The sequence below is a fragment of the Brevundimonas bullata genome, assembly GCF_014207965.1.
Classification (GTDB): Bacteria; Pseudomonadota; Alphaproteobacteria; order Caulobacterales; family Caulobacteraceae; genus Brevundimonas; species Brevundimonas bullata_A.
The window spans coordinates 1-1,365 of record NZ_JACHLM010000015.1 but is presented as its reverse complement, the minus strand read 5'-3'; the positions used below and the strand labels follow the sequence as shown (position 1 = coordinate 1,365).

The 1,365-nt window shown below is 64.0% G+C and carries 1 protein-coding gene; it reads right to left on the bottom strand.

Annotated features, from left to right (window positions below; translation table 11 throughout):
• Positions 1–255: 255 nt before the first annotated feature.
• Positions 256–1,284 (bottom strand): IS110 family transposase, encoded by a 1,029-nt coding sequence (locus HNP51_RS18315; RefSeq protein ID WP_184274141.1) that lies wholly within the window; start codon positions 1,282–1,284, stop codon positions 256–258.
• Between the last annotated feature and the right edge of the window lie 81 nt (positions 1,285–1,365).

Genomic DNA, 1,365 nt, shown 5'->3' with positions numbered 1-1,365 from the left:
GCTTCTCTAATCGGGCATAGGGGTCAAGCTGGTTTGTGATCCTTGTCGGCCTGATCGATCACGCGGGTCACGCTTCTCTTCGCAGTCTGGATGGCTCCTTGCGAGCGGAGCCGCTGCACGCATGCATGGGATCAGGGTCTGGAGAGCCTCGCTTTTGGTCGCGCTCGAAGCGCAGCAGACATTTTCGGCTTCATCCATCCCGTCGTCCGCGTGGGACGATCCGGCCAGGATCGGATTGGAGGGGGAGCTGTCAGGTCATGCCGCCGCCTCCGATCCGAGCCGGAACTCAGTGCCGTCGACCCACATACGGTGCAGGACGACAGCGATCTTGCGGGCCACGGCGACGATGGCGCGTCGGCGGCCCTTGGTTTTCATCAACCGCATGCCCCAGGCCTTCAGGCTCGACCACTTAATCGAGCGCATGAGCATGGCGTTGGCGGCAGCGTAGAGGGTGGCGCGCACGTCGGAGTCGCCGGCGTGGGAGATGCGTCCAGGGTTGTCCTTCTCGCCTGACTGGAAGCGTCGCGGCGTCAGGCCGAAGTGCGCGCCGACGGTGCGCGAGCTCTTGAAGCGGGCGGGGTCGTCTACGGCGGCCTTGAAGCTTAGCGCCGTGATCTCGCCGACGCCCGGAATGCCCATGAACCGAACGCAGACCTCGTCTTCGTGGGCCGCCTTCCGCACCCTGCGGTCGAGCTCCATGAAGGTTTCGAACAGCATCTGCCGCGCTTGGAGCATTGGCAGGAGGGCGTGGCTCAGGGCCGGATCACTTTCGATAGAATCGCGCACGGCAACGTCGAAGGCGCCGCGCGACAGGCGCATCGGCAGCTTGACGCCGAAGATCTTCAGCAGGCCGCGGATCTCGTTCTCCAGGTCGATGCACTTGCGCTGCATCACCTTACGGCTGGTCAGCAGGGCCCGCAGATGATGGCTCTCGACGCTCTTCACATGAACCCGGCTGTACCAACCGGAGCGGAGGATCTGGGCGATGCCGCGGGCGTCGTGCTTGTCGGTCTTGTTACGCATGGCGGAGAGGGCTGCAGCAACCTGCCGCGCCTCCATGCACACGACGTCGAAGCCGGCCTCCCGAAGACCATAGGTCAGGTGCTGAGTGAGCGTGCCGGCCTCCAGCCCGACTTGGTGGACCGGTTCGCCGAACTCCTTCAGGCAGCGAACCAGGTCTGGCACATCCGACGGCACTGATCGCTCGAGGCGGACCTTGCCATTGTCATCAATGATGCAGACCGCCACTGAGCGCAGCGACACATCCAACGCAGCGTAGAACATCGTCGTCTCCCTTCATCTCGGACTGAGCCGAGCACTCTATGGGAGCTTGCCCCTTCGCAGGACCGCCCGATTACGCATGCT